The following is a 23,446-nucleotide window of genomic DNA, read 5'->3' as shown; positions in this document are numbered from 1 at the left end:
AGCCTCACCTGTTTCCTTAAACTTCATGCCCCGGGTGCGTGGCGTCTTCAAGCTATACACGCCTCAAGGATCTTGGACAGATCCTGTCGGAACCGCGCTGGTGCGCAATCCCGCTCCACCGCCTTCAGCGCTTCACTTCTCAGTCGGGCCCAGAGTGTACTGTCCTGATAAAGACGGGCGACATCAGACGCAAATTCTTTGGCATCATCGGCAGGTGCAGACAGCAATTCAACATCGTCTGTCCAGCCCACCTGCCCCGCCAACAAGGTCGTTACAACCATCGGCACGCCAAATGCGGCAGCTTCCTGCACTTTGAACGGTAAGCCACCGGCAAACCGCGTAGGCGCAACGAAGACGCGATGCCTGTTGAACAGCGGTGCAAGATCATGCACCGGACCAACAATATCCACACGAGGATGCCGCGCAAACGCACTCACATCCACCGAGGGATGAATGAAGCCTGCAATCGTGAACCGAACGTCTGACGGCAGAAGATCATCCAGAGCGGGGAGAACTTCCCCTACAAACCACTCCAGACTGTCATGATTCGGCGCACCTTCATCATGCAACGCACCGAGGAAAAGAATATCTCGCCGGGCATCGAATGTGGCCTTCGTCGGACGGGTCCGCATTTCATGTCCCAGAACGGAAACATTTTCGTACCCGGCGCGACGCACCAGATCTGCATCCTGCTCAGTGACCGCAACGATCTGCTGGCAGTAATGAGCGCATTCCAGTTCCCGACGTAGCATCTCATCAAAGCTCAATGCCGGCTTCGGCAGATTGAGCACCTTGATGCGCTCCAGCGTGCGTGGCGTAGAAATCACTTCCGTATCCAGCACCGCACCCGCTGTCGGCAGATAGCGGCTGGCCTCGTTCATGATAGGCAGGAGGCGCGCCATGTTGTGCGTGCGGCCAACCCATACCAGATCGTAATATCCGGCACGCGCCTGAATAAAATCCGGGAAGGTAGAAAGATGCTGATCCGCGATCAGCTCTACCGTCTCCGGGAAATCTCCAAACAGGTCCAGTTCACTCTGGTCCCTAGGGAGGAGGGGAAACACGGTGACCTGGTATCCCAGCCCCGCCATAGCCCGTACCACATCATTGGAACGGACATACCCTGAACCCAGACGCCTCAGAGGAAGGCGATCTTCAATGAACAGGATATGCTTGCGATCTGAACGACGCTCCCGCGCCTGCACAGCATTTCGAATATGAGCCGGCTGCTGATGCCGTAGAAAATCCTGATGCACACGCGAAAAGATGCGCAGATTGGCGTGGATCAGCGTCTGAGATCCTACAGAGCCGGAACTGCCGTACTCAAGGTGCTCCACCACGACATTAGGATCATAAACAATCCGCGCGCCCATTTTGAGAATGCGGACACACAGATCCGTATCTTCAAAATAAGCAGGACGGTACCGCAGGTCGTAGCCACCCAATTGAATCAGAATGGACGACCGCACCATAAGAAATGCTGCCGAACAGTAATCCACATCCCGGACGAAGTTTGCTTCAGGAAGGTTGGGACTGTCTTCCCGGCGATATCCATAAGTTGCGCCATCACGCCAGATGATGGAGCCTGCTTCCTGCAAACGCATATTCGAGCGAATGAGCTTGGCACCAACCGCACCAATATCATCACTTGAACGCAGACGCTGCAAAGCGTGTGCAACACTGTTTGGATAGAGCCGTAGATCGTTGTTCAGATAAAGAACAAACGGCGCATCAACTTCTGCAAGACCAATATTGCAGCCTTCCAGATACCCAATGTTATATCTGAAGCGCAGGATTTTGGCGCCGTGAACCATTTCGTCGAGACGACGTGTCTGATCGTGTGACCCAGAGTCCACGACGATAAGCTGTATGGCCCCGGAATAATTTGCGCGCAATGAGGCCAGAGCCTGCATTGTCAGCGCAATCCGGTCATAGACCACGACAATGACACTGAGTTCCGGCACGCCCACGACCGTGAAATCCAGCGGATGGCGAGCCAATGCCGGCAGAAGCGCTTTTGCTTCCCGCTCGAACACCTGCCTTGACTGGCTTTCTTCAATCTCAGGGGTTTCGACCAGCGAAGCACGCTGCCCCTCACCCATTCTGGCCGCAACCAGATGAGCAAAAGGGCTGTCATAAAGATGGTTCCGCACATCGTTACGGACCTGCGGACGGCTCAGATGAGCGGCGAGATCCACATCGGCTTCAGGCGCACGCCCCTCATGAGCCCCGAACAGCAAAAAATGCTCATAGCCATTGCGGAAAGAGCCCATGTCCAGACAGGCGACCACATCTGGATGAGTGTCTGCATAGAAGCGCTCGGAGAACATTTCCTGCGGATCAAAGAGCCGCGGCGTTTCATTGGTGAGATAATGATGAAGCGCACTGCTATAGCGCCCTTCAGCAATATCACGCCGAACGTCCGGATAGCGCTCCAGATACCAGACCGGATCAAAATACCAGGAGACACGCCCAGCATCCGCGATATCGGACGGGAGGCTGAGCCACGATGCAAACAGGCCAATCCGGCTGTCAAAATAATCGGGATAACGTAAGGCAAGCCGGCGACAGAGTTCATCGTCGAAAAAACGATGCCCGCTGTAGTAGCGCGCTTCGCCAACTTCAAGATAATGATCATAGCCGTTGGAGAACCCCTGCTCCTGCAAGGAGCGTCGGGTCAGTTCCGGATAACGGCGAAGATAATCGACTTCGTCAAACAGCCAGTGTGCCGAATGACCATGATAGCCCTCGGCACAATAGTGCTCAAAGCCTGACCGGTATTTTTCCTGGATCAGGTCCCGGCGGACATCCGCATAGGTTTCCCGATACCAGATCTCGTCGAAATACCGGTTAGGAGAATGGCCGTAGCGCTGGCCCGTCTCAAGATAAAACGCATGAAGATCCTGATGGCCTTCATCGCGCATCCAGTCCCCAACCTCCGGATAGCGCAGCAGATACCACTGCGCATCAAACTGGCGCCAGCGAGGCTCGCGCGCAGCGGGAGAAGACTCAGGAACCGGATCGGACATAAAAAACTGACCCCCAGGTTCAGGCTATGGCTTTCTCATTCAGAAGCCGCTCCGAACGCTCAGCCTGTTCCGGCGTCAAACCTTCACGGCCTGTCGATACAATCCGTCCACCATCAAACGTCGCCACCAGATCCGTAATATGTGTTCCGAAAACATCCCCGGTCACATTGATCAGCGCGACACGATAGACGCCATCCATCGGGCGAGCATAACCCTGCATTGGGCTTAGTGTACCCGAGAAACCTGCACAGAGCGGAGCATCACGATGCACGCCTGCGACGTCCTGACGCGCAACGCGGTCTGTCGCAAACAACGTCACTTCCTCACGCTCCGTCTGAATCAGGCCAACATAAATTTGCCCTGCACGAGACAGGCTCTTCAGGAAAGCCCAGCCGCGAACAAAGATGCTTCCAAACGGCTCAATCTCTTGGACCGGCTCTCCAATGACGCCTGTAAACTCGTCAATAAAGTTTTCCAGCATGCCACTGCCATACGGATGCAGTTCATTCTTCTGGAAACCAGACAGCTTGATACCGCGAAGCAGTCCATCGCTGTGAGAAACACGATTGAAGTCAGAGAGAATCACGTCGTTCGAAGGAGCTGAGCGATGGATCGCGTCAATCTTGCCGCCCTCGACTTCGATCTGAATAGACGTCAGCTGGAAAGCTGCCTGACCGTTGATGACATTGATCAGACCAACACGGAAACGACCTTCACACCATTTTCCACGCAGGGCTGTCTTACCGGAGAACCCTGAACGACGCGGGGATCCGTTGAACATTTCAACAATGTCACCACGAATTTCACGTTCGCATTCAAGGAAAATCAACGGACTATCCGCGCCTTCTTCAATCAGCACAGTCAGCATACGCCCCGCAGTGCTGACACCTGGAAGCAGGAACCAGCCACGGATATGGAACTCATTGGCGCCCTTGAAATCTTCGTCTTCGTTCGTGGCAAAGACATGATGACAAACGTCGTCAATGTAGCATTCGGCGCCCTGAATAGAGAACCAGTCCGAGACCGGAATGGGGAGCTCGACAGAAAGATCACGCGTGGTCGGCGGATCAAAAATATGACGTGGCGGAGCCTGATGACGCCATGATGCGTGCGGCAGAAGATGCACCTGCCCTGCATCCAGACGAAGATCCGCAACGCCCATCGGACGACGTGGTACGACATCCTGATAAAGCTTCAGCAGGCCGTCCGCATAATCACGGGCATGCGTCCAAAGATGCGGGCCAATGTTTGCCATAATCTTTTTACGGACAGGCTCAGAAGAACGTAGAAGTTCGAGACGTTCCAGAACCATGCTTGGGCGATTGATGGGGACCTTGAAACCGTTGACACCGTCTTCAACACGATCCCCCAGAGCGCCAACATCGGTCACAATGGGAATCAGACCGTTCTGCCAGGCCTCAGACAGGGAAATGCAATAAGTTTCCGGCCAGATCGACAGGTTGAGCGCGACATCAGCCTTTTTCAGAGCCTCGATGTCACCCATGTCATAACGGCCATAGAGCTTCACATTCGAGCGGCTGCTTGCGTTCAGAACAGCTTCGTACTCTGGGTGCACATAACCGAAGATGTGGAAGACAAAATGATCCGGATGAGCGATCTCGATCAGGCTCAGGATCGTATCTGCACCCTTGGTTCGCAGGAAGTTACCAACAATCGCAACGTTCAGCGGCGCGTCACCCAACGGAGCATAGCTCTTCGGCTTGACGGGCACAGTGTTCTCAGGGCTCGGGATACCCGTGATCAGACTGATTTTTTCGTTGAGGATCGGATAGATCTCATGCGTCAGATCACGAGAGTGCTGTGTCCCGAACATGATGGCATCAACAGAGTGAAGCATCTTGGCGACAAAGGCCCGACGCGTCTGTTCACCACCATGATCCACATTCTCGGAAGCCTTCAGCGTGATATCTGCTGACAGGACTGACCGAACCTCATCTTCCACATAACGCAGTTCGTGGTTCAGCAGGTTGTAACGAGCCGAGACCAGCCAGAAGTCATGCGCGGAGAAAACCACGCCCACACCATTGGCCTTGGCGATGATGGGCAATGAAAGTGCGTGATGTCCAAGATGCTGGAAATGGACGATGTCCATATTGTACTGACTGATTACGCTCGAAAACGCCATTTCTTCAGGCGCATCGCACATCGCGTCCTGCCAGCCCACTTCGGGCACGTCAAAGCGTTCGAGTTCCTGCCCACTCGCAGTCGTCAGGCGGCAGAATGTGCCACGACGCAGCCAGTAGAAAAACTCAACGTCGCGGCCAAGCAGGGAGCAAAGCGCCTGCTGGTAAACTTCAACACCGCCCCACGCCTGCTCATGAATTGTGGAATGCGTGCACATCAGCACCCGCAGACGACGGCGACGCTCGACCGGCACGATGTCGGCGGCTTTGCGGCGGCCAAAATCAGCCCCCGTAATATCACGCATTTTCTCGAGACGATGCTCGTACAGATGATGCGCCAGTACTGACTTCTGGGACGCCTGCGCCGCTTTACGGCGTGTGTTCTTGTTGTTCAGGATACGGGCAACGGCATCCACGACGCCATCAGGATCACGCGCAAGGCTGATTCCTTCGACCGTATCGAAATGCTCGCTGCCCATGCTTTCCGGCGCTTCGACAACCTGTGCCGTACCGCCCAGAGCAAGTTCGAAAAAGCGTGGCCCCGGAGCTGTGGCCTGGCTGACGTCGCCATGACTGGCGTAATCACGGAACATCGTCAAAGTGACAGCGCTGACATTCGCGAAGTCAATAAACGCTTCGTGGCTGATCGGGCGCTGGATCGCAAGAGCCGCAAGATCTGCGGGGAGCGGCGGCAGATATTCGTTACCAGGGCAAACAAGCTTCAGCTTGGCATCCGGAAAGGCAGCAATCACGCGTCGCAGGGTTTGAACGCGGTTCGGCCACATCGTGCCAGCAAAAAAGATATCATATTCCAGCTCAGCAGCCGGAAGAACCTTACGCTCATGAATGGAGCGGCTCGCTGCCAGAGGCAGGTAGTGCCCCTTGCCGTGGTAGTATTCGGCGCAGGACGGATCGTTCGTAAAGACGAAATCAAAAAGACCGGCATTTTCAACATTGAAGTCCCGCATGAACGGGTCTTCAAACGTCCAGAGAATCAAGGTCTTGAATGCAGGTCGAACGCGACGGATCAGTGGAAGATTAATCCGCTGTGCGTCCAGGCAGATCAGAACATCATGTTCACCAGAAGCAGCAATACTGCCCAGGGACATATTGTCAGCGACAACAACCTGGTCATTACCAAATAGAGATCGGGCCGCCCGTTCGACCGCCAGCGTAAGGTAGGAATTGGGATTGTGGGTATAATTTGTGTTGTAAATAACCGCCATCAATCTCCTGAGCGCAAAGCGCCCACTCCCATCTCAAACCGACGCAATCAGTCTTCCGGGCAAGAGACCACAAGACCGCTGCCATCACGATACTCAATTCTTACCTGAAGGTTTACAGCAACAAAAGCCCCTGACAAGAAAGAAGATCATTACATCTCAAATACAAAAAAGGGCCGCTTGCGCGGCCCTTTTCTAAAATCATGACAACATAGAGTTATCTGATTTTCAGTCTCTTCAGACGTCTGTAGTACGACGACGGATTGCCGCACCCAGAATGTCACCCAGGGAAGCGCCCGAGTCAGAAGAACCGTATTCGCTGATCGCAGCCTTGTCTTCCTCGACCTCACGGCCGCGGATAGTCAGCGCGAGCTTGCGGGAAGCACGATCAACGGAAACAATCTTCGCATCAACCTTTTCGCCAACTGCGAAACGCTCCGGACGCTGCTCAGCCTTGTCACGAGCCAGCTCTGCACGACGGATGAAGCCGGTCAGCAGATCGTCGACCTTCACTTCGATACCGTTTGCCTGAACTGCCGTCACGACGCAGGTCACAACAGCACCCTTCTGGATGCGGGACAGGGTGTCGGCTGCCGGATCTTCCTGAAGCTGCTTGATGCCCAGGGAGATACGCTCCTTCTCAGGATCCACGTCGAGGACCTTGGCCTTAACGACCTGACCCTTCTCGTAGTTCGCCATGGCTGCTTCGCCAGCTTCGTCCCAAGACAGGTCGGACATGTGAACCATGCCGTCGATGTCTGCGGAGAGGCCGATGAACAGACCGAACTCGGTGATGTTGCGGATTTCGCCTTCGATGACAGAGCCAACCTTGTGCTCTTCTTCGAACTGCTCCCAAGGGTTGCGCTGAACCTGCTTGAGACCAAGCGAAATACGACGCTTGGAGCTGTCCACGTCCAGAACCATAACGTCGACTTCCTGGGAAGTAGCGACGATCTTGCCCGGATGGACGTTCTTCTTCGTCCAGGACATCTCGGAAACGTGCACCAGACCTTCGACGCCCGGCTCCAGCTCGACGAATGCACCGTAGTCGGTGATGTTCGTGACGCGACCCGTGAAGCGGGCGCCAGCTGGGTACTTGATGGCGACGTTTTCCCACGGATCAGCTTCAAGCTGCTTCATGCCGAGGGAGATACGCTGCGTGTCCGGGTTGAAGCGGATGACCTGCACGCGAACCGGCTGACCGATCTGCAGAGCTTCGGACGGGTGGTTGATGCGCTTCCATGCGATGTCGGTGACATGCAGGAGGCCGTCAACGCCGCCGAGGTCAACGAACGCACCGTAGTCGGTGATGTTCTTGACGACGCCGTCAAGGATCATGCCTTCCTTCAGGCCCTGGATCAGCTCGGAACGCTGCTCTGCACGGGTCTCTTCAAGAACGGCACGACGGGACACAACGATGTTGCCACGTGCGCGATCCATCTTCAGGATCTGGAACGGCTGCGGCTGACCCATCAGCGGGCCGACGTCACGAACCGGACGGATGTCAACCTGGCTGCCCGGAAGGAACGCCATTGCGCCGCCCAGATCAACCGTGAAGCCACCCTTGACGCGACCATAGATCGTGCCGTTGACGCGCTGGTTGTTGCCGAATGCACGCTCCAGAGCGGTCCATGCTTCTTCACGACGAGCCTTCTCGCGGGAAAGAACGATAGAACCGTCACGGTCTTCGTAACGCTCGACATACAGCTCGACAACGTCGCCCGGCTTTACGTCCGGAGCAGCGCCTGGCGGGCCGAATTCCTTAAGGGAAACGCGACCTTCACTCTTGAGACCAACATCAACGATAGCGAATTCGTCGGTCAGACGGATCACGCGGCCAGTGACGACGGAGCCGTCAAAACCGGTGTCGCGGCCCAGGGTCTCTTCGAGGAGGGCTGCAAAATCTTCCATGCCGTGAGCGGCAGGGGCCTGTGTGGCTGAAGCCATGTAAATACAATATTCCCGGATTTTCGGCCTGAAACCGATCATCCACGTCTGCGCCACGCGGATCGAAATCTGGCATGACGACTCCCCGCTGCCTCAAAAGGTCAGACCGGGTCCGTTAAATTATGGCCCGCACGCAAAACGCATGACGGACGACACTTTCCCCCTTCGGGCAACGTGCTAACCCGCAACAACACCTTCCACAGGCGCTCTGTCAATAAAAAAACAGGTGTCAGACGGGCGGATACCGCAACTCAGATCCGAGTTATGTGCCGCCTGATTTCTTCATGCGCCTTTTCAAGCACTTGCTCTGCAGAAAGCTCATCCGTCTCAATCAGAAGCGCATCTGCGGCCTGCACCAGAGGCGCAGTATCCCGCGAAGAATCCCGCGAGTCACGCGCGATGATCTCAGCGATCGCAGCGTCCAGTTCAGCCTCTGTGATCACTGCGTCCCCGTGAACTTGGCGATGGCGACGAAGGGCCCGCGCCCTAGGGGAGGCCGTGATGAAAAACTTTACGTCCGCATCCGGGAAAACAACTGTGCCGATATCCCGCCCGTCAACAACGGCCCCTGTCTGGGCGGCGAACACACGTTGACGCTCCAGAAGAGCTTCACGCACAGCAGGCTGGCTAGCTACCAGTGAGGCGCCGCGGTCGATTTCCGGAACGCGCAGATCGGTTCTCCGCAGATCCTCCTGCTCAAGCGCTTCCGCCTGTGCAGAAGCATCTCCCGCAGGGTCAAGACCGGCATCAATCATGCGCCTTGCAACCGCACGATACAGGAGGCCCGTATCCAGATAGGGCAAGGACAGCCGGGAGGCGAGCGCCTTGGCCAGCGTCCCCTTTCCGGCAGCTGCTGGCCCATCAACGGCAATGACGAGCGGACGGCTCATGCCCGGATATCCGCACCCAGACCATTCATGAGGTCAACGAAACCGGGGAAGCTGGTTTCAATGAAGGCCGTATCATCAATATGAACCGGCTTCTGCGCCGCCAGACCAAACACGATCCCACTCATGGCCAAGCGATGATCCATGCGCGTCGTCACGCTTCCGCCACCTAGTGGGTTCTGAAAACCACGGACAATCAGGTCATCGCCAACCACTTCGGTTTCAGCACCATTCACATTGAGCAGGGAAACCGTAGCAGCCAGACGGTCACTTTCCTTCACCCGAAGTTCTTCCAGACCACGCAGGCGGGAGGAACCTTCCGCAAAAGCGCAGGCAACGGCCAGAACGGGGTATTCGTCAATCATGGAAGGTGCACGCTCTGGCGGCACATCCACACCCTTGAGCTTGCTGTGTCGTGCGCGAAGGTCGCCGACAGGCTCGCCGCCCTCAACACGCTCGTTTTCAATGGTCAGATCAGCACCCATTTCGAGCAGGGTAGTGAACAGACCCGTCCGAAGCGGGTTCAAACCAACATTCTCAATCAGCAGATCGGAACCAGGAACCAGCAGCGCAGCCACAAGCGGGAATGCAGAAGACGACGGATCACCCGGAACTGTCACGTCCCGTGCGGTGAGCTTCACCGGTCCGGTCAGCTCGATTCGGCGTCCACCAGCATCCAGAACGGAAACATCAACATCCACGCCAAAATGACGGAGCATATTTTCCGTATGATCGCGGGTGGCGACAGGCTCTTCCACAACCGTACGGCCAACCGCATTCAGCCCGGCCAGAAGAACTGCTGATTTCACCTGCGCAGAAGCAACCGGCAGACGGTATTCAAGCGGTGTCGCCTGACCATTGCCACGCACGGCCATCGGCAAACGGCCGCCCTCACGGGACAAAAACTCGGAACCATTCTTCGAAAGCGGGTCCATCACACGACGCATTGGACGGGAGCGCAGGGAAGCATCCCCGGTCATGACGCTGTTCATTCGGTGGGAAGAAAGAATACCGGACAGGAGCCGCGCTGCTGTCCCGGAGTTCCCCATATCCAGCACGTCTGCAGGCTCCGTAAGCTCACCGACGCCACGGCCGTCGATGGTCCAGACAGCGCCGTCACGCGTGATCTTCGCACCTAGAGCGCGCATGGCGTCTGCGGTGCGCAGAACGTCTTCACCCTCCAGAAGGCCGTAAACCTTCGTACGGCCATGTGCGAGGGAGGCCAGCATCAGCGAACGATGGCTGATGGATTTGTCACCCGGTACGAGGGTACGGCCGGAAAGTCCCTTCGGGGACGCGGAAACTGTCAGAGGTCGCGCTTGCATGTGCACTTTCATGCGAGGGTCATTCCTGTGTGTCAATCACCCTGAAATACGTCCCCTCATGCAGATTTCGGGACACTTGGAGTTTGACATGGCGGAAACAAGCTGGCATGGCCGCGTTCCTTATCCGAGGCATTGGCAGGCTTGCGCAACATGGCAAAACCCGAACTCGGTCTAAAACGGACGTGCGTTGAGTGCGGCGCCCGCTTCTATGACCTGAACCGCGTCCCTACGGTGTGCCCGAAATGTGGCACCACCCAGCCGAACGATATCGGCCGTCTCAAGCGTAGCGAAGGACCGCTGCCTGAGGAGAAAGATCCGAACGCTCCGAAGGACGAGAACGAGGATGATGTAGACGTCGATCTGGACACGGACGATGATGCAGATGACGATGTCATCGCAGCAGACGACGATCTGGATGATGACGATGATCTCTCGAACGACATCGAAGTTTCGACTGACAAGGACGACCGCGACGACCACTAAGGTCGTCCGTGCTCTTTCCTTTGCAGCAGTATTGAGCGGCTGTGCCGGTCCGGGAGACGCCTTGTCCCCGGATGGCGCAGCCGTTCGTGCATTAAAGGACCGCCTGGAGCGTCATCCCAGCGCAACAGCAGTTCTTCAGGAGCATTGCTCCGTTCCCATTCGCGTTGTGCGCCTCCCCGTTGGAGAACAGCCTTCACAGGAAACCCTGCGTCTTCTGGAGGTCTCAGACCCTCAGCAGGTTCGCACACGTCACGTTCAGCTTCTGTGTGGGGATGTCCCGCTCTCTGATGCCTGGAACTGGTATGTGCCGGAACGCCTGACAGATGACATGAACCATCTGCTGGAAACAACAGATACGCCTTTTGGCAAAGCTGTCTCGAAGACGAATTTTCATCGCCAGCGACTCGAAACACGTTTTCCAAATAACGCCACAGGAATCGTGCTCGAAAACCGTGCGGTCCTCAGACGCGCTTCAGACAACGCACCAATTTCTCTGGTTGTGGAAGATTATCTACCTGGTGCGCTGAAACCTCAGCCCTGATTTATCGCGCGGGCGACCAGTTCAGGTGTTGGCCGCCATCCATGGCTAGCATCTGCCCCGTGACGGACGGGAGAGAAAACAGCGCGAGCGCGGCTTCAGCGATTTCTTTAGGAGACGACCCGCGCTTCAGAGGCGTTTGCGCGCACATCTTGTCAAAATGCTCCTGAGACTGCCGACCTACTGTTGGCAGAACAGGTCCTGGGCCAATGGCATTAACGCGAATACGCGGTGCCAGTGCCAGCGCAAGCGTTTGTGTCAGTGTCCACAAGCCTGCCCGGGATACGGTGTAGCTGATAAAATGTGGCGTCAGATTCCACACGCGCTGATCCAGCATATTCAAAATCAGCCCTTCAGCCTCTGCCGGCAGGGCTGCTGCCACCGCCTGAGACAGGACGAACGGAGCCCTCAGATTCGGCTCAAGATGCTGGTCCCAGCTTTCACGAGTTACAGTCCCGACTTCATCACGAATGAATGCTGAAGCGTTGTTGATGAGCACACCGATCGGCCCAAGCTGCTGAACTGCTTCAGCAGCCAGCCTGTTCACATCCGCTTCACACGACAGATCTGCCCCAATCACACATCCCCGGCCGCCAATGTGATCGAGCAGATCCAGCGCTTCTGTTTCGCTGTCGCGATAATGAATGGCAACAGAAAAACCCTGCCCGGCCAGCATTTCAACCAGCACCCGACCGATCCGACGCGCGCCACCGGTCACAATTGCCGTACGGGGGACCAGAGCGGAAATCATAATGCGCGTCGTGCAATCAGGGCGGCGGCCAACGTGCCATCATCCAGCACATCCAAAGCGCCCCCCATAGGAACGCCATGTCCGACACGGCTGACGACCACGCCCGTTGATGTCAGTTTTTCCTGAAGCCAGTGCGCTGTGGTCGCTCCCTCGACTGTCGCGCCAAGAGCGAGGATGACCTCTCTCACGCCACCTTCGGCAATACGGTCCAGCAAAGACGAGACATTCAGATCTTCAGGGCCAAGACCGGCAAGCGCCGATAACGTCCCACCCAGAACCTGATAGACCCCGCGATGTACGCCAGCACGTTCCAAGGCCCACAGATCACCCACAGTTTCGACCACGCACACCAGGCCGCCATCACGGGTTGAATCCGTACAGATGTGGCAGGGATCGATGGTGTCAAGATTGCCACAAAGGGAGCATGTGCGGACGCTTGTGGCAGCCCGTTCCATGAGATGCGCCAAAGGCAACATCCGCGCCTCCGGCTGCCGCAGCAAACTGAGCGCAGCGCGACGGGCCGACCTAGGGCCGAGCCCCGGCAGGCGAGACAGCATGGAAATCAGCTGCTCGATGTCATTGCTGATCATCATGATGTGACGCCCGCAGAAAGACTGTTCAGATCAGAACGGAAGCTTCAGACCCGGCGGCAGATCCAGACCGCCCGTAACGTCGCGCATCGCTTCAGAGCTGGCCGCTTCAGCCTTGTTCTTGGCATCCGTATAGGCTGCCACGATCAGGTCCTGCAGCATTTCCATCTCGTTTGGATCGGCCAGCTTCGGATCAATTTTCAGACCCCGCATTTCGCCTTTACCCGTAAGTTGAAGTGTCACGAGACCAGCGCCAGCCGAACCATCTACCGTCAGATTTGCCAGATTTTTCTGGGCCTCTTCCATTTTGGACTGCATCTGGCTGGCCTGCTTCATCAGTCCTGCAAGGTTCTTCATAACGTCTCCTGGTCTTTCAGTTCAGATCATCTTCATCAAGGAAATCAGCGTCCAGAGGCGCGAATTCCAGATCCGGAGGAGAGTCCTCCGTCAATGGTGCGGTTATTTCGGGTGGAAGACCGTATTCATCAAGGGAGTGATCTTGCACATCGCCGATTTTCGCACCGGGGAAAGCATCAAGAATGGCTTGGACCAACGGGTGTGCCTCAACCATTGCACGGTTGATGGCCACCACCTCCGCACCCTGTTCATCCAGGGTTGGCTCACCTTCGGCTGTGGAAAGACTAATGCGCCACTGGCCGGGAAACATCTCTTCAAGAAAATTCTGAAGGAGACGGTCCGCTTTGGTATGCTGGTCTTCCAAGCGAACCTGCACATCGGGGGGTGAAAAACGTACCAGATGCACCGACGAGCGCAGAACTCCATGCAACTGCGGTTGCTTGTCCCACACCAGAGCGACCATCTCGCGCCATGTTCGTGGTGGGGGCGGAGGAAGTTCGGGTTCCGGCGCCAGCTCAGGAGCAGCCTCCGCATAACCCGGCTCAATAATTTCGCCACCATTGGCCACCAGACGGACATGCGCACGAGGGCCACCCGTGTCAGTGGGCGATACGGACGTCGACAGCACAGGCGCAGTCTGCAACCCAGACGACACCTCTCCGGACGGAGCGGCTCCACCCGAAGGGCCTGATGGCAAGGAGAGATCGACCCCACCTTCAGTCAACTGACGGATCAGACGGTCAGGCGTCGGGAGAAGGCTGGCGTGGCACAGTCGAATCAGCACCATTTCAGCCGCCTGACGACGATCCGGCGCGGATTCGACTTCGTTCACACCCTTCAGAAGAATCTGCCAGGCTCGTCCCAAACTGCTGGTTGAGAGCCTGTCTGCCAACACGCCACCACGCAGTCTTTCGGCTTCTGGAAGGTCCCGGCTTTCACGAAGACCCGGCATCGCCTTGAGACGGGAAACAAGATGCAGAAGATCCAGAAGATCCGTCAGGAGAACGCCGAGATCAGCACCACGCGCATAGGCCTGATCGGTAAGATCCAAGGCCTCTGCTGCCTTGCCGGCCATAAGGGCATCAAGCAGATCAAAGACCAGTCCACGATCTGCCAGACCCAGCATGTCTGACACGGCATCGGCGTCGCTCGCACCCTGTGCAATCGCCTGATCCAGCAGAGATAATCCGTCACGGACCGAGCCATCAGCTGCACGGGCAATGAGCGCCAAAGCATCTTCGGAAAGAGTGGCTCCTTCCTTTTCGGCAATACGCCCAAAATGTTCGGTCAGCAGCGCCTGAGGCACGCGCCGGAGGTCAAACCGCTGACAGCGGGACAGCACCGTCACCGGTACTTTCCGCAACTCCGTCGTGGCAAAAATGAACGTGACCTGTGACGGAGGCTCTTCCAGCGTTTTCAGCAGAGCATTGAACGCATTGCGAGACAGCATGTGCACTTCATCGATGATGAAGACTTTCATGCGCGCCTGCATCGGGCGGAAACGGGTCGCCTCAATGATTTCACGCACATCATCAACGCCCGTGCGAGACGCGGCATCCATTTCCAGCACGTCCGGATGCCGGTCCGCGAGGATGGCGGTGCAGTTCGCACAGACGCCACAGGGCTCCGCGGTCGGTCCACCCTTCCCGTCTGGCCCAATGCAGTTCAAGGCGCGTGCGATAATTCGGGCAGTCGTGGTTTTCCCCACGCCGCGCACACCCGTCAGCATGAACGCATGCGCCACACGCTTCAGCTCGAACGCACGACGCAGGATTCGTACCAGCGAGTCCTGACCAATCAGGTCATCGAGTGTCTGGGGGCGATATTTTCGGGCAAGAACACGATAAGGCGTACTTTTTTCTGCCTGAACAGGAACTGGAACCTGCTCGGCCAGGGCTTCACCAAAGAAGCCACCACCGCTCTCAGGCGGCAGGGGAAGATCGTCGATATCGTCAGTCATGAAACTGGAAAGCCGTCAGAGCGGGGAATGAGACCGCACTCTGTCGGTCTTGCACTGGGGCACCTGGCAGTAAAACTGCCGCGCCCACAGGCTGCACTAGGTAGGAGGCCGGACATTTAACCCGGATAAAACTCACTGCGGCTGCTTCCTTCCGGACCTGACCGGGTTGGCAAGGTATCCGTCCAAAGCCGACCTCCCGGCGCTCTCCTAACACGGAGATAGGGGTGTCTGACAACCCCCTATCATTCACCCGCGGCTTCACCCCCTGCATGACGCGGATCAGCAGCCCCATAAATGAGCCCGGTTTTATGTGCAGAGAGGCTTGGACGGTACGCAAGAATACCTTCCGCTACACCCCATGGGCGGTGCAGAGACAACGCATATCCCTCAGATTTCAGCTTATCCATAACGTCGTCCGTCAAGGCACCTGGTTCCAGTTCCACAGCAGACGGCTCCCACTGCTCGTGGATTCGCGGCAAATCCACGGCCTGACGGATGTCCAGTCCGTAATCGAGCACGCCCAGAATGGCCGAGAGTGTGATCGTCGGAATGCGGGAACCACCGGGGCTGCCGATCACCATAATCACCTTGCCATCCTTGGAGACAATCGACGGTGACATGGATGACAACGGTGTCTTGCCCGGCGCAATGGCGTTGGCTTCTGAACCCACAATCCCAAACATATTGGATGCGCCCGGCTTGGCCGAGAAATCATCCATCTCGTCATTGAGCCAGATGCCGGTGTTGCCACCCATGACACCTGAGCCGAACCACCCGTTCAGGGTATATGTCGCGGAAACGGCCATGCCGCTCTTGTCCAATACCGAGAACTGGGTCGTCTCGTGCTTTTCCTGCGTGTCAGGAGCAGCCTGGGCAGCTTTAACCGGAAGCGCCTCACCAGCGCGGAGGGTGCTGGACGGCAATGCCTGATCAAGGGGGATCCCTGCCCTGACCTGTGCGGCATATGCCGGATCATTCAGGTGTTCGATCGGATTCTTGACGAATGCCGGGTCCCCGAGATCGCGTCGATCCGAGTACGCATGCCGCATGGCTTCAATTTCACGCTGCGCAGACGCCGCCGTGTGCAGGCCAAGGGCGTGCATATCGTAGCCGGAAAGAATGTTCAGAATTTCGCATAGCGCGATGCCACCACCACTCGGAGGGGGTGCCGTGTCGATCGTGTACCCACGATAGGTGCAGCGGATCGGCTCAAGAAACCGGATATGATAGTTCGTGAAATCTGACGGCTTCAGAAGGCCACCACCTTCTTCACTGGCCCGCACGATTTCAGCGGAAATCGGACCTTCGTAAAATGCTTTCGGACCATTCTTGGCGACCAACTCAAGAGAATTGGCCAGATTTTTCTGAACCAGCCGGTCTCCAGGCTGAAAGGACGATCCGTCCGGACGCAGAAAAATAGATCGTGCGTATGGGTCCTGACGAAAATACTTCGTGGACGTGTCGAGAAGCTGCACGTCGCCTTCATTGAGCACAAACCCGTCACGGGCGAGCGCTATGGCTGGAGCCATGACTTTTGCCCGTGGCAAACGCCCCCACTTCTGAAGGATCGTATCCAAGCCTGCGACAGTCCCCGGAACGGCAACTGCTTTCCAGCCTTCTGTTGAAAGCCCCGGAATGACTTTGCCAGACGCATCCTGATACATGGTGGCTGTTGCAGCACCCGGGGCGTGCTCCCGGAAATCCACAAACACTGTCTGCCCGGATTTCAGACGGATCGTCATAAAGCCGCCACCGCCGATGTTCCCTGCAGCGGGATAAACGACAGCAAGCGCATAGCCAACGGCCACCGCAGCGTCGATGGTATTGCCACCTTCCGCCAAAATTTTGGCACCAGCATCAGAAGCGAGATGCTGGGCAGAAACCACCATGCCATGCTTGCCAGAGACCAGAACGCCCGGAGAGGTATGATCCGGGCCAAAGGCCAGTGGATCATGGGCAGAGCTCAAAGGGGCTGCCGTGGGAGCAGCCAGCGCTGTGCCCCCCGTCAGGCCCGCGACAATCAGGGCAAAGAGTTTTTTCATGCGCCAGCTCCGTATGGGGGCTTGTTGTAACCTTTCGGGGACAGCGTGAAGATTTCACATCCGTCGTCCGTCACGCCAATCATATGCTCGAATTGTGCAGACAGCGTCCGGTCACGCGTGACGGCTGTCCAGCCATCATCGAGAATTTTCACTTCAGGTTTGCCGATATTCAGCATCGGCTCAATAGTGAAAACCATTCCCGGTACGAGCTTTACGCCCTGCCCTGGCTTTCCATAATGCAGAACATTCGGAGCGGCATGGAAGTCCCGGCCGATGCCATGCCCACAAAAATCGCGCACGATGGAGAAGCGGTTCTTTTCCGCATGGGCCTGAATGGCATGACCAACATCGCCCAGCGTCTTGCCTGGCTTGACCTGCTCAATACCAAGCATGAGGGACTCATACGTCACCTCAACCAGTTTTTCAGCTTTCTTGGGGGCCTTACCGACGATGTACATCCGGGAATTATCCCCGTACCAGCCATCCAGAATGGACGTGACGTCAATATTGACGATATCGCCGTTGGCCAGCTTCTTCTCACCGGGAATGCCGTGACACACAACATGGTTGATCGAAATGCAGCAGGATTTCGGGAAGCCATGATAATTCAGGGGAGCCGGCGTGGCACCGTGAGCCAGAGTGAACTCATGAATAAGAGTGTTGAGTTCTTCCGTCGTAACGCCCGGCTGCACATGCTCGGTGATCATATCCAGCGTTGCCGCTGCAAGATGACCGACCGTTCTTAGATGTTTGAAATCTTCACTGTCATAAAGAACAATCCCACGCGAACTATCATCCATGTCTACCGCCCGATCCTCAATCTCAAAACTGGTCGGGACAAAATGCGACCGTCACGAGCGGATCGCAAGGCACGGAGGCGAGTTTTTCACCCGCGCGGGTGACGACCTGCCTTGTGATGGGCAGCAACATGATGCGCACTGACCATGCGAACCGAGACAGCATGATGCGCAACACGCCCATAACGACGTGGTGACGTTGGCGCATCCGCCACTTCAACAGGACGGCTGGATGCAACCATCGTCCCATGATGAGCGAAACGACCACCACGACGCGCAGACGCGATCATGACAGTGCGCGGCGCGACCGGATGAAGAAGAGGCTGTGGCGCGACGCCTTCTGAAGCAAAACCATCGTCCAGAATGGACGCCATTTCCATCGAACGGCGCGCATTCGAGGACGACCCGAGCACCACACCAATCAGGCGAACGTTCCCACGGATGGCAGACGTGACGAGATTCCGCCCGGCAGCATCGGTGTAACCCGTCTTCATACCGTCAGCACCCGAATAGATTTTCAGCATCGGATCATGGTTTGGAACCAGATGACGATGGAAATAGAAGGAAGGCACGCCGAAATAGTGATAATACTGCGGGAAATCGTTGATCAGGTGCTGTGCAAGAAGCCCTAGATCATGCGCTGTCGTAACCTGATCAGGGTCAGGCAAACCGGAGGCGTTGCGGAACGTCGTGTTGGCCATGCCCAGCGCACGCGCCTGCTGCGTCATGAGCTGAGCAAAACGGACTTCGTCGCCGCCACCCAGGAACTCGCCCAGAGCGCAGGCAGCGTCATTCGCTGACTTGGTGACAAGCGCCAGAATGCCCTGCTCAACGGTCAGCCGGGTGCCCGGAACCAGTCCAAGCTTGGACGGAGCCTGCATGGAAGCATGAATGGAAACCGGAACTTCCTGATCCAGCGTAATCTGATGTGCTTCCAGCGCACGGAAGGTCAGATACAGCGTCATGAGTTTTGTCAGGGATGCAGGATACCGCTGAAGATCGGCGTCCGACTGGGACAGAACGGCGCCTGAATGTGCATCCATCACGAAACTGGACGTGTGGCCTGCGTATTGTGCCTTGGCAGAGCCCGCACCAACTGCAGTCAGAGCGCATAACAGAAGGGCCTTGCGGACAGGGAAACGCATTATGTGGCAGCCTCTGAACAAAACATTGAACGCTGGAAACATCGGACTGTTTAACGCAGTCCTTAATCCCGTTACTCTAGGCGCAACAAAAAGCGCCCGTCCACAAGGTTTGGGGCAGTTTGCTTAATTTTTCGTAAGCATGACCCAAACCCGACCAGAACATGTCAGGAAGATGGCGATATTCACGAAATGTACTCATCCTTACCCCCTTCTCAAGTCGGGGGAAGCGTCCCATATCATACCAGTCATGTCTTCTTACGATCTCCCTTCACCAGCCACCTCCCATTCTGAAGCCGAGTCCATTTTCGGACCAGTCAGGATGGGGCCGGGATCATCGGACCCAAAAGGTCCGACAAATCCACGCCTGCCCGATGACGAAGATCTTGAGATCAGCGTTGTCGTTCGCCCTCGTACACGAACGCGCAAGCCGTCAATGTACAAGGTTCTCATGCTCAACGATGACTACACACCGATGGAGTTTGTCGTGCACGTGCTGGAGCGGTTTTTTTCCAAGAACAGGGAAGAGGCCACCACCATCATGCTGCATGTGCATCAGCGGGGCGTAGGGGTCTGCGGCGTCTTCACCTACGAAGTTGCGGAGAGCAAGGTCGCTCAGGTTATGGATCTGGCCCGCCAGAACCAGCATCCGCTTCAGTGTACGATCGAAAAAGACTGATTTCCCGCCACAGTCATACAGGCATCGGACAATTTCTTGTTCAGCCTTACGTTTCTGACTGGCGTTACGTGTTGCACCACGACAAGATACCTCTTCCACGAGAGGTCGAGAGGAGCGCCACCCTATGCTGTCCCGTACGCTCGAACAGACGCTCCACCGCGCCCTGACATTCGCAGGTGATCGGCGTCATGAGTATGCCACCCTCGAACATCTGCTGCTGGCTCTGACAGAAGACGCCGACGCACTGACGGTTTTCCGCGCCTGCGGAATTGACCTCGACAAGCTGCGTTCGGACCTGACGGACTTTCTGGACAAGGATCTTGCCGGTCTTGCGTCCGACCGTCCGACAGAACCAAAACCAACAGCGGCTTTCCAGCGCGTAATCCAACGCGCGGCTATCCATGTGCAAAGCACAGGCCGCGATGAAGTTACGGGTGCCAACGTTCTCGTTGCGCTCTTTGCGGAACGTGAAAGCCACGCTGTGTACTTCCTGCAATTGCAGGACATGACGCGACTCGACGCCGTGAACTTCATTTCGCATGGCATCGCCAAAGCGCCGGACCGTGGCGCTGGCCGTAAGGCTGCCGCTGCATCCAAGGATAATTCCGAGCGTGAAGAGCGCAAGGAAACAGCCAAGGACGGCGCACTCGCGACCTATTGCGTCAATCTGAATGACCGTGCCCGTGAAGGGCGGATCGATCCACTGATTGGTCGCGATCAGGAGATCGAACGCACGATCCAGATCCTGTGCCGCCGCACCAAAAACAACCCGCTGTATGTGGGTGACCCGGGCGTCGGCAAGACTGCGATCGCGGAAGGCCTGGCAAAGCGTATTGTTGAGAAAGACGTGCCTGAAGTCCTGCAGGACTGCACGATCTACTCTCTCGACATGGGCTCCCTGCTGGCTGGCACACGTTACCGCGGTGATTTCGAAGAACGCCTCAAGGCTGTCGTGACGGAAATGGACCAGACGCCCGGTGCGATCCTGTTCATTGATGAAATCCACACGGTCATTGGTGCGGGCGCGACGTCTGGTGGTGCGATGGATGCATCGAACCTGCTCAAGCCAGCTCTGGCTGCAGGCACGCTGCGCTGCATTGGCTCCACGACATACAAGGAGTTCCGTCAGCACTTCGAGAAAGACCGTGCACTGGTCCGGCGCTTCCAGAAGATTGACGTCCCTGAGCCGTCAGTCGAGGACACGATCAAGATCCTGCGCGGCCTTAAGGGCAGCTACGAGAAGCACCACAAGGTTCGCTATACCGACGAAGCCCTGCGTGGCGCCGTCGAACTGGCCGCCCGGTATGTGCATGACCGCAAACTGCCCGATAAAGCCATCGACGTTATTGACGAGGTTGGTGCGGCGCGGATGCTGGTGCCTGAGAACAAGCGCCGCAAGACCGTGACGCTGCGGGATGTGGAAGATGCAATCGCCAAGATTGCCCGCATCCCACCCAAGAGCGTCACGGCGGATGATCGCGAGACCCTGCGCCATCTGGAGCGGGATCTGCGGAACATGGTGTTCGGGCAGGATAAGGCAATTGACGCACTGGCTGCGGCAATCAAGCTGTCCCGTGCGGGCCTGCGCGATGCTGAGAAGCCGATTGGCAACTACCTGTTCTCCGGCCCTACGGGCGTCGGCAAGACGGAAGTTGCGCGTCAGTTGGCGTCGTCTCTTGGCATCGAACTGATCCGCTTTGACATGTCCGAATACATGGAGCGTCATTCGATCTCCCGTTTGATCGGTGCGCCTCCGGGGTATGTCGGGTTTGATCAGGGTGGACTGCTGACGGATGCGATTGACCAGCATCCCCATGCCGTCCTGCTGCTGGACGAAATCGAAAAGGCCCATCCGGACCTTTACAACGTCCTGCTTCAGGTCATGGATCATGGCCGCCTGACAGACCACAATGGCAAGACAGTCGATTTCCGCAACGTGATCCTGATCATGACCACGAATGCGGGCGCGGCTGACCTGTCCAAGGAAGCGATCGGTTTCGGCCGGACCAGCCGTGCGGGTGAGGATGAAGAGGCGATCAAACGCACCTTCACACCTGAGTTCCGTAATCGTCTGGATGCGATCATTCCGTTCGCTAACCTGACGCCGGAAACGGTGGGCCGCGTGGTGGAGAAGTTCGTTCTTCAGCTCGAAGCCCAGTTGGCTGACCGTCACGTTACGATCGAAATCTCCTCTGCTGCCAAGGAATGGCTGGCCGAGAAGGGTTATGATCGCCTGTATGGCGCACGCCCTCTGGGACGCGTCATTCAGGAGCACATCAAGAAGCCACTGGCCGAGGAACTGCTCTTCGGTCGACTGGCCAAAGGCGGGGCCGTCAAGATTGGCCTCAAGAACGACGTGCTGGACTTCGAGATCATCGAAGGGACCGGCGTCAAAGGCGACAGTAGCGCCGAAAAGAAAGACGAAGCGGCCAACTAGGCCGCCCGTCACGAAAAAGCTCGTAGGACATTCCTACGGGCTTTTTTTTATTCGTAGCGGTGTCCGTTAACGGTCACATATCCGGGCCAAGGCCATTTGCGGCTGGTGCCGTGATGCGTCCAGTCGATCCCCTGCTTGCGCAGGCTGTCGTAGTAGTACCGGCCCTGAACCTCGACGGTGTCGCCCTTCTGCACCCAGGGCCATTGGGGGGCGATCATTTCATCAAGCCCGGAGACAATCCGAATGGACACGCCCTGCCCTACATCAAGGTAGAAATAGCCATGCCATCCGCTGCGGGTCCGCTTCGCATGGGGTGCAATGGCGATGACGCGCCCGCAAATATGCTCGGGAAGATCCGTCCGGGTGGCGTCACGTTGCTCGAAGGTCTGCTGGTCACTCAGGAATTTGGCATTGTCACAGCTTGCCGGCATCGGCGCTGCTGCCTGTGCCAGAGCAGGAAGTGGCGCACCAAAACACGCCATCGCAGCCAGAAGTCTCAGACGGGACATCATCAAAAGCACTCTCCAGTCAGGAAAGTGCTTTTATGCGCCGAAACACATCCTGAAACAAATGTCGTCACCCGTTTACAGGGAGCCGAACAGAACAGCCGTATCGATCATCCGGTTCGAGAAGCCCCATTCATTGTCATACCATGAGCAGACGCGAACCATTCGACCACATTCCATGATGGCCGTCTGCGTGGCATCAAAATTCGAGGATGCGGGCGAATGATTGAAGTCGCTACTGACCAAGGGAGCGCTGCTATAGGCCAGAACACCTTTTAAGGCCCCCGAAGCAGCCTCCTGCATAACGCGATTGACGTCTTTGGCCGTTTCCGGTGGACGGCGGGACAGAAAGTCGAACGATACCAGAGAAACATTGGGCGTTGGCACGCGAATGGACGTGCCATCCAGCCGCCCCTTCAAATGCGGCAGAACCAGACCAATTGCCTTGGCCGCTCCCGTGGACGTAGGCACCATGTTGAGCGACGCGGCTCTTCCTTGTGGCGCCGGTCAACGATCTGGACGGTCCCAAAAACCATCTGGTTTTGAGGCTTTCTATGTGATTCCATTCCTCCGGATCTGATTGGGGGAATGGCGCTATGAAACAGCTTG

The 23,446-nt window shown here is 56.9% G+C and carries 17 protein-coding genes, 1 other RNA gene and 1 pseudogene; 4 read left to right on the top strand and 15 right to left on the bottom strand.

Annotated elements, in window-relative coordinates; translation table 11 throughout:
- Positions 1–47: 47 nt before the first annotated feature.
- From HK24_RS06245 to aroA, 5 genes are all read right to left on the bottom strand, one after another.
- Entirely contained in the window at positions 48–3,029 is a 2,982-nt protein-coding gene (locus HK24_RS06245) for a glycosyltransferase (protein ID WP_086633746.1), read from the bottom strand.
- Between the two features lie 19 nt (positions 3,030–3,048).
- Entirely contained in the window at positions 3,049–6,399 is a 3,351-nt protein-coding gene (locus HK24_RS06240) for a glycosyltransferase (protein WP_086633745.1), read from the bottom strand.
- 234 nt (positions 6,400–6,633) lie between these two features.
- Positions 6,634–8,343: a 30S ribosomal protein S1 gene (rpsA, locus tag HK24_RS06235; RefSeq protein WP_086633806.1), complete on the bottom strand. Its 1,710-nt coding sequence runs from the start codon at positions 8,341–8,343 to the stop codon at positions 6,634–6,636.
- A 251-nt stretch (positions 8,344–8,594) separates the two neighbouring features.
- On the bottom strand, positions 8,595–9,233 hold the full coding sequence (cmk, locus tag HK24_RS06230) for a (d)CMP kinase (RefSeq protein WP_086633744.1): 639 nt from the start codon (positions 9,231–9,233) through the stop codon (positions 8,595–8,597).
- A complete protein-coding gene (gene aroA / locus HK24_RS06225; protein WP_086633805.1) occupies positions 9,230–10,555 on the bottom strand; it encodes a 3-phosphoshikimate 1-carboxyvinyltransferase in 1,326 nt (441 codons plus the stop codon). Before aroA ends, cmk begins: the two co-directional genes overlap by 4 nt.
- Positions 10,556–10,705: 150 nt before the next feature.
- Between aroA and HK24_RS06220 the strand changes: the two genes are divergently transcribed.
- Positions 10,706–11,038: a TIGR02300 family protein gene (locus HK24_RS06220; protein ID WP_046900134.1), complete on the top strand. Its 333-nt coding sequence runs from the start codon at positions 10,706–10,708 to the stop codon at positions 11,036–11,038.
- A 61-nt stretch (positions 11,039–11,099) separates the two neighbouring features.
- Positions 11,100–11,579 (top strand): hypothetical protein, encoded by a 480-nt coding sequence (locus HK24_RS06215; protein ID WP_233126144.1) that lies wholly within the window; start codon positions 11,100–11,102, stop codon positions 11,577–11,579.
- A 1-nt stretch (position 11,580) separates the two neighbouring features.
- Here the strand turns inward: HK24_RS06215 and HK24_RS06210 are convergent, their stop codons facing one another.
- The 8 genes from HK24_RS06210 to HK24_RS06175 form a co-directional block, all read right to left on the bottom strand.
- Positions 11,581–12,327 carry an SDR family oxidoreductase gene (locus tag HK24_RS06210; RefSeq protein WP_086633742.1) on the bottom strand — a complete coding sequence of 249 codons (747 nt, stop codon included), beginning with the start codon at positions 12,325–12,327 and terminating at the stop codon, positions 11,581–11,583.
- Entirely contained in the window at positions 12,324–12,917 is a 594-nt protein-coding gene (gene recR / locus HK24_RS06205) for a recombination mediator RecR (RefSeq protein ID WP_198942081.1), read from the bottom strand. Before recR ends, HK24_RS06210 begins: the two co-directional genes overlap by 4 nt.
- Positions 12,918–12,950: 33 nt before the next feature.
- Positions 12,951–13,274: a YbaB/EbfC family nucleoid-associated protein gene (locus HK24_RS06200; RefSeq protein ID WP_046900138.1), complete on the bottom strand. Its 324-nt coding sequence runs from the start codon at positions 13,272–13,274 to the stop codon at positions 12,951–12,953.
- Between the two features lie 16 nt (positions 13,275–13,290).
- A complete protein-coding gene (locus tag HK24_RS06195; RefSeq protein WP_143412298.1) occupies positions 13,291–15,234 on the bottom strand; it encodes a DNA polymerase III subunit gamma/tau in 1,944 nt (647 codons plus the stop codon).
- A gap of 101 nt (positions 15,235–15,335) precedes the next feature.
- Positions 15,336–15,430: signal recognition particle sRNA small type (gene ffs, locus HK24_RS06190), an RNA gene on the bottom strand.
- Positions 15,431–15,476: 46 nt separating this feature from the next.
- Positions 15,477–17,276 carry a gamma-glutamyltransferase gene (gene ggt, locus HK24_RS06185; RefSeq protein ID WP_086633740.1) on the bottom strand — a complete coding sequence of 600 codons (1,800 nt, stop codon included), beginning with the start codon at positions 17,274–17,276 and terminating at the stop codon, positions 15,477–15,479.
- The gene (map, locus tag HK24_RS06180) at positions 17,273–18,076 is read right to left on the bottom strand and encodes a type I methionyl aminopeptidase (RefSeq protein WP_046900141.1); all 804 of its coding nucleotides are present in this window, start codon (positions 18,074–18,076) and stop codon (positions 17,273–17,275) included. The genes ggt and map overlap by 4 nt, the downstream gene beginning before the upstream one ends.
- Positions 18,077–18,162: 86 nt before the next feature.
- The gene (locus tag HK24_RS06175) at positions 18,163–19,218 is read right to left on the bottom strand and encodes a D-alanyl-D-alanine carboxypeptidase family protein (RefSeq protein ID WP_046900142.1); all 1,056 of its coding nucleotides are present in this window, start codon (positions 19,216–19,218) and stop codon (positions 18,163–18,165) included.
- Positions 19,219–19,465: 247 nt separating this feature from the next.
- On the opposite strand from HK24_RS06175, the gene clpS reads away from it, so the two are divergent.
- Positions 19,466–19,894 carry an ATP-dependent Clp protease adapter ClpS gene (gene clpS / locus HK24_RS06170; protein WP_232309080.1) on the top strand — a complete coding sequence of 143 codons (429 nt, stop codon included), beginning with the start codon at positions 19,466–19,468 and terminating at the stop codon, positions 19,892–19,894.
- A 124-nt stretch (positions 19,895–20,018) separates the two neighbouring features.
- The gene (clpA, locus tag HK24_RS06165; RefSeq protein ID WP_086633739.1) at positions 20,019–22,331 is read left to right on the top strand and encodes an ATP-dependent Clp protease ATP-binding subunit ClpA; all 2,313 of its coding nucleotides are present in this window, start codon (positions 20,019–20,021) and stop codon (positions 22,329–22,331) included.
- Positions 22,332–22,378: 47 nt separating this feature from the next.
- On the opposite strand, the gene HK24_RS06160 is transcribed toward clpA, so the two are convergent.
- Entirely contained in the window at positions 22,379–22,843 is a 465-nt protein-coding gene (locus tag HK24_RS06160) for a DUF3465 domain-containing protein (protein WP_086633738.1), read from the bottom strand.
- A gap of 72 nt (positions 22,844–22,915) precedes the next feature.
- A pseudogene (locus HK24_RS06155) lies at positions 22,916–23,335 on the bottom strand (erythrose-4-phosphate dehydrogenase); the annotation flags it as partial.
- Positions 23,336–23,446: the final 111 nt, after the last annotated feature.

Origin of the sequence: Gluconobacter sp. DsW_058 (assembly GCF_002153615.1) — a bacterium.
Lineage (GTDB): Bacteria > Pseudomonadota > Alphaproteobacteria > Acetobacterales > Acetobacteraceae > Gluconobacter > Gluconobacter cerinus.
This window is presented reverse-complemented; position numbering and strand designations above follow the sequence as displayed.

What these genes read in the sequence shown, in the direction of transcription:
- HK24_RS06245 (WP_086633746.1), bottom strand. Translation starts at nt 3,029, where the DNA reads ATGTCCGATCCGGTTCCTGAGTCTTCTCCCGCTGCGCGCGAGCCTCGC.
- HK24_RS06240 (WP_086633745.1), bottom strand. Translation starts at nt 6,399, where the DNA reads ATGGCGGTTATTTACAACACAAATTATACCCACAATCCCAATTCCTAC.
- rpsA (WP_086633806.1), bottom strand. Translation starts at nt 8,343, where the DNA reads ATGGCTTCAGCCACACAGGCCCCTGCCGCTCACGGCATGGAAGATTTT.
- cmk (WP_086633744.1), bottom strand. Translation starts at nt 9,233, where the DNA reads ATGAGCCGTCCGCTCGTCATTGCCGTTGATGGGCCAGCAGCTGCCGGA.
- aroA (WP_086633805.1), bottom strand. Translation starts at nt 10,555, where the DNA reads ATGCAAGCGCGACCTCTGACAGTTTCCGCGTCCCCGAAGGGACTTTCC.
- HK24_RS06220 (WP_046900134.1), top strand. Translation starts at nt 10,706, where the DNA reads ATGGCAAAACCCGAACTCGGTCTAAAACGGACGTGCGTTGAGTGCGGC.
- HK24_RS06210 (WP_086633742.1), bottom strand. Translation starts at nt 12,327, where the DNA reads ATGATTTCCGCTCTGGTCCCCCGTACGGCAATTGTGACCGGTGGCGCG.
- recR (WP_198942081.1), bottom strand. Translation starts at nt 12,917, where the DNA reads ATGATCAGCAATGACATCGAGCAGCTGATTTCCATGCTGTCTCGCCTG.
- HK24_RS06200 (WP_046900138.1), bottom strand. Translation starts at nt 13,274, where the DNA reads ATGAAGAACCTTGCAGGACTGATGAAGCAGGCCAGCCAGATGCAGTCC.
- HK24_RS06195 (WP_143412298.1), bottom strand. Translation starts at nt 15,234, where the DNA reads ATGACTGACGATATCGACGATCTTCCCCTGCCGCCTGAGAGCGGTGGT.
- ggt (WP_086633740.1), bottom strand. Translation starts at nt 17,276, where the DNA reads ATGAAAAAACTCTTTGCCCTGATTGTCGCGGGCCTGACGGGGGGCACA.
- map (WP_046900141.1), bottom strand. Translation starts at nt 18,076, where the DNA reads ATGGATGATAGTTCGCGTGGGATTGTTCTTTATGACAGTGAAGATTTC.
- HK24_RS06175 (WP_046900142.1), bottom strand. Translation starts at nt 19,218, where the DNA reads ATGCGTTTCCCTGTCCGCAAGGCCCTTCTGTTATGCGCTCTGACTGCA.
- clpS (WP_232309080.1), top strand. Translation starts at nt 19,466, where the DNA reads ATGTCTTCTTACGATCTCCCTTCACCAGCCACCTCCCATTCTGAAGCC.
- clpA (WP_086633739.1), top strand. Translation starts at nt 20,019, where the DNA reads ATGCTGTCCCGTACGCTCGAACAGACGCTCCACCGCGCCCTGACATTC.
- HK24_RS06160 (WP_086633738.1), bottom strand. Translation starts at nt 22,843, where the DNA reads ATGATGTCCCGTCTGAGACTTCTGGCTGCGATGGCGTGTTTTGGTGCG.